This is a genomic window from Kocuria sp., from assembly GCF_030536815.1.
Classification (GTDB): domain Bacteria; phylum Actinomycetota; class Actinomycetes; order Actinomycetales; family Micrococcaceae; genus Kocuria; species Kocuria gwangalliensis.
Map to the genome: position 1 here is coordinate 1 of NZ_JAUNPE010000140.1, position 5,726 is coordinate 5,726.

The following is a 5,726-nucleotide window of genomic DNA, read 5'->3' on the forward strand; positions in this document are numbered from 1 at the left end:
GTGTTGGGGGCGGCGTCGAACATCTTGGTGTTGGTGTTCAACTCCACGTGCACCTCGAAACCCAGCACGGGATCGAAGCGCTCCATGGCCTCTTCGAAGGACAGCACGTCCTCGCTCATTATTTGCCTCCCAGCGCGGCACCGGCCGCAAAGTCACGAACGGTAGTGGCGACGTCGTTGCGAGACGCCCACACGGGACCGCCCCACTTCTCGTTGAGCAGTCGTTCAAGACCCGCACCGGCGCGGTAGACGCGTGCGTCTTCGCGAGCCGGGGCCATGAACTGGATACCCACCGGCAGATCGTCCTCGGGAGCCAGCCCGCCCGGGAGCGAGATGGCAGGGATGCCCGCCAGATTGGTGGGGATGGTGGCGATGTCGTTGAGGTACATCTGCATGGGATCCGCGGACTCGTCCACCCCGCCGATGGTGAAGGCGGTGGTGGGAGCCGTGGGCGAAATCAACACGTCCACCTTCTCGAACGCGGCATTGAAGTCGCGTTGCACCAGGGTGCGCACCTGCTGGGCCGAGCCGTAGTAGGCGTCGTAGTATCCGGCGGACAGGGCGTAGGTGCCCAGGATGATGCGGCGCTTGACCTCATCACCGAAACCGGCGGCGCGGGATGCTCCCATGACGCGCTCGATCGTGGGGTTCCCCTCGGGGACAACGCGCAGGCCGAACCGAACGCCGTCGTACTTGGCGAGGTTCGAGGAGACCTCGGAGGACATGATCAGGTAGTAGGCACCCAACGCGTACTCGAAGTTGGGGGTCTCGACCTCCACGACCTCGGCGCCGGCCGACTGCAGCAGCTCCACCGCCTCATTGAAACGCTGCTGCACGCCGGCCTGGAAACCCTCGCCGGTGAGCTGCTTGACCACGCCCACGCGCAGGCCCTTGAGCCCGCCGTCCTCGGCACCCTGACGGGCCGCCGCGGCGAAGGACCCCACGGGGTCGTTCAGGGAGGTGGAATCCTGCGGGTCGTGGCCCGCAATGACCTCGTGCAACAGGGCCGAGTCCAGCACGGTGCGTGAGCACGGTCCCACCTGATCCAGGGAGGACGCCATGGCGATCACGCCGTAACGGGACACCGAACCGTACGTGGGCTTGACGCCCACGGTGCCGGTGACCGCGGCGGGCTGGCGGATGGAACCGCCCGTGTCCGTGCCGAGCGCCAGGGGCGCCTGGAACGCGGAGACCGCAGCGGCGGAACCGCCACCGGAACCGCCCGGGATCCGGTTGAGGTCCCACGGGTTACGCGTGGGCCCGAACGCCGAGTGCTCCGTGGAGGAGCCCATGGCGAACTCGTCCAGGTTGGTCTTGCCCAGAATGGGCATCTTGGCGGCGCGCACGTTCTTGGTCACGGTGGCGTCGTACGGGCTCAGCCAGCCCTCGAGCATCCGGGACGCCGCGGTGGTGGGCTGGCCCTTGGTCACGATCAGGTCCTTGACCGCGATGGGTACACCGGCGAGCTCGTGCAGCTGCTCACCGTTGGCGCGGGCCTGGTCGACCTCCTTCGCAACCCGCAGGGCGCCCTCGCGGTTGCGATGCAGGAAGGCGTTGAGTCCGTCGGTGCCCTTGTGCCGATCCTCCGGGTCCACGGCGTGGCCCTCGGTGGCGTCGATCTGCTCAAGGTGCGCGTTGACGGCGTCAACGGACGATATGTCCCCCGAGGCCAGCTTGACCGCGAGATCCGCGGCCGACAGTTCTACAATGCGTTCGCTCATGCTCACTCTCCGTCCAGAATTGCGGGCACACGGAATTTGCCGTCCTGGCTGTCCGGTGCGTTGGAGAGGGCCTCTTCCTGGGTGAGGGTCTCCCCCACCACGTCCTCACGGAAAACGTTCTGCAACGGCAGCGGGTGGCTGGTTGCGGGAACGTCAGGTCCGGCCGCTTGGCTGACCGAGGCCACGGACGAGACGATGAGGTCGAGTTCGCCGGCAACGCGCGCGAGTTCTTCCTCGGTCATTTCGATGTGCGCGAGCTCGGCCAGGTGGGCCACCTGCTCGCGATTAATCGCAGACATGCATGCTCCTGGTATTTGCTAGTGATTCCGATCCAGTCTAGCGAGCGCCTAGGCTTGACCGAGAACGACCGACTTTCACCTATCTCACTAAGGGGTCCCAACTCGTGGCTCGATCCTCCGCCCGCCCGCCCAAACGTCACCCCGGTGGCCCCTCCAAAAAGCCCCGCCTGTCCCGCGCCGATGCGGCCAAGGCCCAGTCCGATCACGACAACGCGTGGCGGCAGTGGGTTTCCGACGGCGCCGTTGAGGCCGTGGACACCGCACTGACCCACGTGCAGACCGTGGTGGAGGATCAGGTGCTGCAATTCGGTGCTTTCCCCGTGTTCGTGGTCACCGGTTCCAAGGACGGCGAGTTCGAGCTGAATTCCCTGGACCCCGCGGACACCGCAGACCGGCGCCCGGATGACGTTCTGGAAGAACTGCGCGCCATGACCGCGGCCAAGGCGTCGGACCTGCTGGTCGCCGCCTTGGCCTATCCCGCAACCCTGCCCGACCGTTCCGGGGCCAGAGCCGTGATCGTGGAGGTGGAACACCGCGAGCGCTTGAGCCTGGAAGTTGTTCAGGAGTACAAAACCGTGGAGTCCAAGGGCAAGACCTTCGTGAACTTCGGGGACCCGCACACCGACCGCCGCTGGGACCCGTGGCTGTTCACCGTGCGCCACTAAATGGCTCCGCCCACGAAAAACCGCCGCCGTGCACCTTTGCACGGCGGCGGTTTTCTGTGAGTCGGCAACGACTCAGCGGCTTACCACTTGGGCAGCTGGGGCAGTTCGCCCTCGGATTCGACGTTCTCGTCGTCGCCTCGGGCCAACCAGGCGAGCAAGCCTTCGCGATCCGAGGTGATCTCCTGGCCGCCGTCGCCAATGATCCATTCGTCGCGCTCCTCGGTGCGCAGGGTCATCCCCGGCGCGTCCTTGGCGCGCATGGTGCGAACCGCCGCTTCGACCGCGTTGAGCAGCGAGTCCGGGTCCGCCTCTTCAATGGTCCAGGTGGTGTCGAGGTCGTGGTGGTGCACCACTACCTCGGACACGCGCACGGCCGGGATGGACGTGGCGGGAATGGGCTTGCCGTGCAAGTCCAGTTCCTCGGTGGTGATCTCACCCTTGAGACGTTCGCACTGCTCCTCGAAGTAGTCCGCGCTGTCACGGACCTTTTGGATGAGCTCCTCCCTGGGAAGGGCTGCCAGCTCGTCGATCTCGCGATCACGGGCCTCTTGGGATTCGTAGGGCTGTTGCGGCACGCCGGTCACGGCCCAGTCGATGAGCTTGACCAGCGCCTTGCCGTTGGATGCGAGGTGAGCAATCACGTGCGCACGATCCCAGCCCTCGCACAGGGTGGGTTCGGTCATTTCGCGATCGGCCAGCGACTCGATGGTCGCCAGGAACATGTCGGTTTCACGACGCAAGCGGGAAAGGTCTGAGGTCAGGCGTGCGGAATTAATCATGTCTCCACCCTAGTAAGTCTGTTGTGACACCCGGCACAGGTGACCGCCGATGACACATACCGATTTCGTCCAAATACGTCCCCGAACCGTGGCCCGCGATATCCCTAGGACGCGCCGAGCTTCATTTTCTGGCGCAGTTCACGGCGCGCGCGCTGGGTGTCCGGGTCCGGCACCGGGACCGCGGCCAACAATCGCTTGGTGTAATCCTGCTCGGGCTTGCGCAACACCACTTCGCGCTGTCCCTGCTCCACGATCCGGCCGTGCTGCATGACCACGATGCGGTCCGCGAGCCGGTCGATCACCGCGAGATCATGGGTCACGAACAAGCATGCGAAGCCCATCTCGGCCTGCAGTTCCTCGAACAGGTCCAACACCGTGGCCTGCACGGACACGTCCAAGGCCGAGGTCGGCTCGTCCGCGACAAGGAGCTTGGGCTTCAGCGACAGCGCCCGTGCAATACCCACACGCTGTTTCTGACCACCCGAGAGTTCATGCGGGTAACGGTTGCGATAGTTGCGCGGCAACCGCACCTGGTCCAGCAACTGTTCGATGCGGTGCTGCAACTGCTGTCCCTTGGCCATTCCGGCCAGGAACATGGGCTCACCAATGGATTCACCGATCGGCAGCCGCGGGTTCAGCGATGACGACGGGTCCTGGAACACCATGCCCACGTCTTTTCGCACGCCATTGAGTTCTTTTCGGGACGCGCCGCTGAGTTCATGCCCGTCCACGATCAGCGAGCCCTCGACCACGGGCAGCAACCCCACGGCCGCGCGCCCGATGGTCGTCTTACCCGAGCCGGACTCACCCACCAGGCCCAGTACTTCCCCCGCGGCCACGGTCAGACTCACGTCCTCAACGGCTCGGAACGCGGGATTGCGCCCTTGTTTGGGGTATTCAATGGCCACGTTCTTGAGCTGCAGCACGGGTTCCGTGACGCGCAGTGCCGCGGTGTCCACGCTGGGTTCCACGTGACGCGGGGTGCGCGCCGCGTCCGTGGGCAGTGCGGGACGGTCGCCCGCGGTCGCCGCTGTCACCGCGGTCGATCCTGCGGTTCCCGCCGAGACGTCATCGGTCGCCGCGGTGTCCCTGTCCACGGCCGACGACGCCGCCTCGCGTTGCTCCGCCTCGACCTCTCGTTCCAGCACGGCCACCATGTCCACGGACTCGCCGGTCTCGCCGCCCTCGCCCAGGTGGGGCACCGATTCCAGCAACGTCTTGGTGTAGGGGTGCTCGGGCGCGGAGAAGATCTGCTCGGCGGAGCCCTGCTCGACGATCCGGCCTTTCTCCATCACGGCAATGCGGTCCGCGAGGTCGGCCACCACGCCCATGTCGTGGGTGATCAGGATGACGGCCGAATCCAGTTTGTCCTTGAGGTTTCGGATCAGGTCCAGGATTTCGGCCTGGACCGTGACGTCCAGGGCCGTGGTGGGCTCATCGGCAATCAGCAACTTGGGGTCGCAGGACAGTGACTGCGCAATCATGGCCCGCTGACGCTGACCGCCGGACAGCTGGTGCGGATAGGAGCGGAACGCCTTGTCCGGATCCGGAAGCTCCACCATGGTCAGCATTTCCTTGGCGCGCTCGGCGGCCTGTGACGGCGACATGTCCCGGTGCAGCCGAATGGTTTCCACAATTTGCTGACCCACGGTGTACACCGGGTTGAGCGCGGTCATGGGTTCCTGGAAAATCACCGCGATCTCTTCACCGCGCACGCGGCGCAGTGCCGCACCCTGCAGCCCGATCAGTTGCTCACCGGCCAGTTGCGCCGAGCCGCTGACCCGGGCATTGGAGGGCAGCAGTCCCAGGATGGACATCGAACTGGCAGACTTGCCCGAACCGGACTCACCCACGATGGCCAGCACCTCACCGGCGGCCACCTGGTAATTCAAGTCGATTGCGGCCGGGACCCATTCCTTGTCCACACCGAAGTCCACGGAGAGTCCGTCCACCACCAGAACCGGTTCACCGCGCACCACGCGCCGTTGGCTGCGTGAGCCCCGGGACGAACGCTCGGTGGCGTCCTCGGACCCGGAGCCCCCACTTGGACGGTTGCCGCGTTTGCCCATACCGCCGCGCAAAGACCGACGCTCGCGGCGGCTTTGTGGTTTGCCAGCGGCGTCGTTGTGCCAGGGTGCGTCACCGGACCCGGCGTGCTGACCCGATCCGTTGTTCTCGGGGGTGCCCTCGGGCTGGCCGGGGGCGGAATGCGAGGTGCTCATCGTGTGTGCTCCATCGTGTCTGAAACGTGGTGTGCGTGGGT

General features: G+C 65.8%; 5 protein-coding genes. 1 reads left to right on the plus strand and 4 read right to left on the minus strand.

The window, feature by feature from the left end; all coding sequences use genetic code 11:
- Positions 1 to 118 precede the first annotated feature (118 nt).
- Both gatA and gatC read right to left on the minus strand, forming a co-directional pair.
- Positions 119 to 1,720, minus strand: coding sequence for an Asp-tRNA(Asn)/Glu-tRNA(Gln) amidotransferase subunit GatA (gene gatA / locus Q4E95_RS10730; RefSeq protein ID WP_303383302.1), 1,602 nt, complete (start codon positions 1,718 to 1,720; stop codon positions 119 to 121).
- Between the two features lie 2 nt (positions 1,721 to 1,722).
- Complete coding sequence (gatC, locus tag Q4E95_RS10735) at positions 1,723 to 2,019, minus strand: Asp-tRNA(Asn)/Glu-tRNA(Gln) amidotransferase subunit GatC (protein WP_095797474.1); 297 nt, start codon at positions 2,017 to 2,019, stop codon at positions 1,723 to 1,725.
- 104 nt (positions 2,020 to 2,123) lie between these two features.
- Here gatC and Q4E95_RS10740 point away from each other — a divergent pair, with 104 nt between their 5' ends.
- Positions 2,124 to 2,684, plus strand: coding sequence for a hypothetical protein (locus tag Q4E95_RS10740; RefSeq protein WP_303383303.1), 561 nt, complete (start codon positions 2,124 to 2,126; stop codon positions 2,682 to 2,684).
- 80 nt (positions 2,685 to 2,764) lie between these two features.
- On the opposite strand, the gene Q4E95_RS10745 is transcribed toward Q4E95_RS10740, so the two are convergent.
- Together Q4E95_RS10745 and Q4E95_RS10750 are read right to left on the minus strand one after the other, a co-directional pair.
- Entirely contained in the window at positions 2,765 to 3,463 is a 699-nt protein-coding gene (locus tag Q4E95_RS10745) for a maleylpyruvate isomerase family mycothiol-dependent enzyme (RefSeq protein WP_303383304.1), read from the minus strand.
- Positions 3,464 to 3,567: 104 nt separating this feature from the next.
- A complete protein-coding gene (locus tag Q4E95_RS10750; protein ID WP_303383305.1) occupies positions 3,568 to 5,685 on the minus strand; it encodes an ABC transporter ATP-binding protein in 2,118 nt (705 codons plus the stop codon).
- Positions 5,686 to 5,726 lie beyond the last annotated feature (41 nt).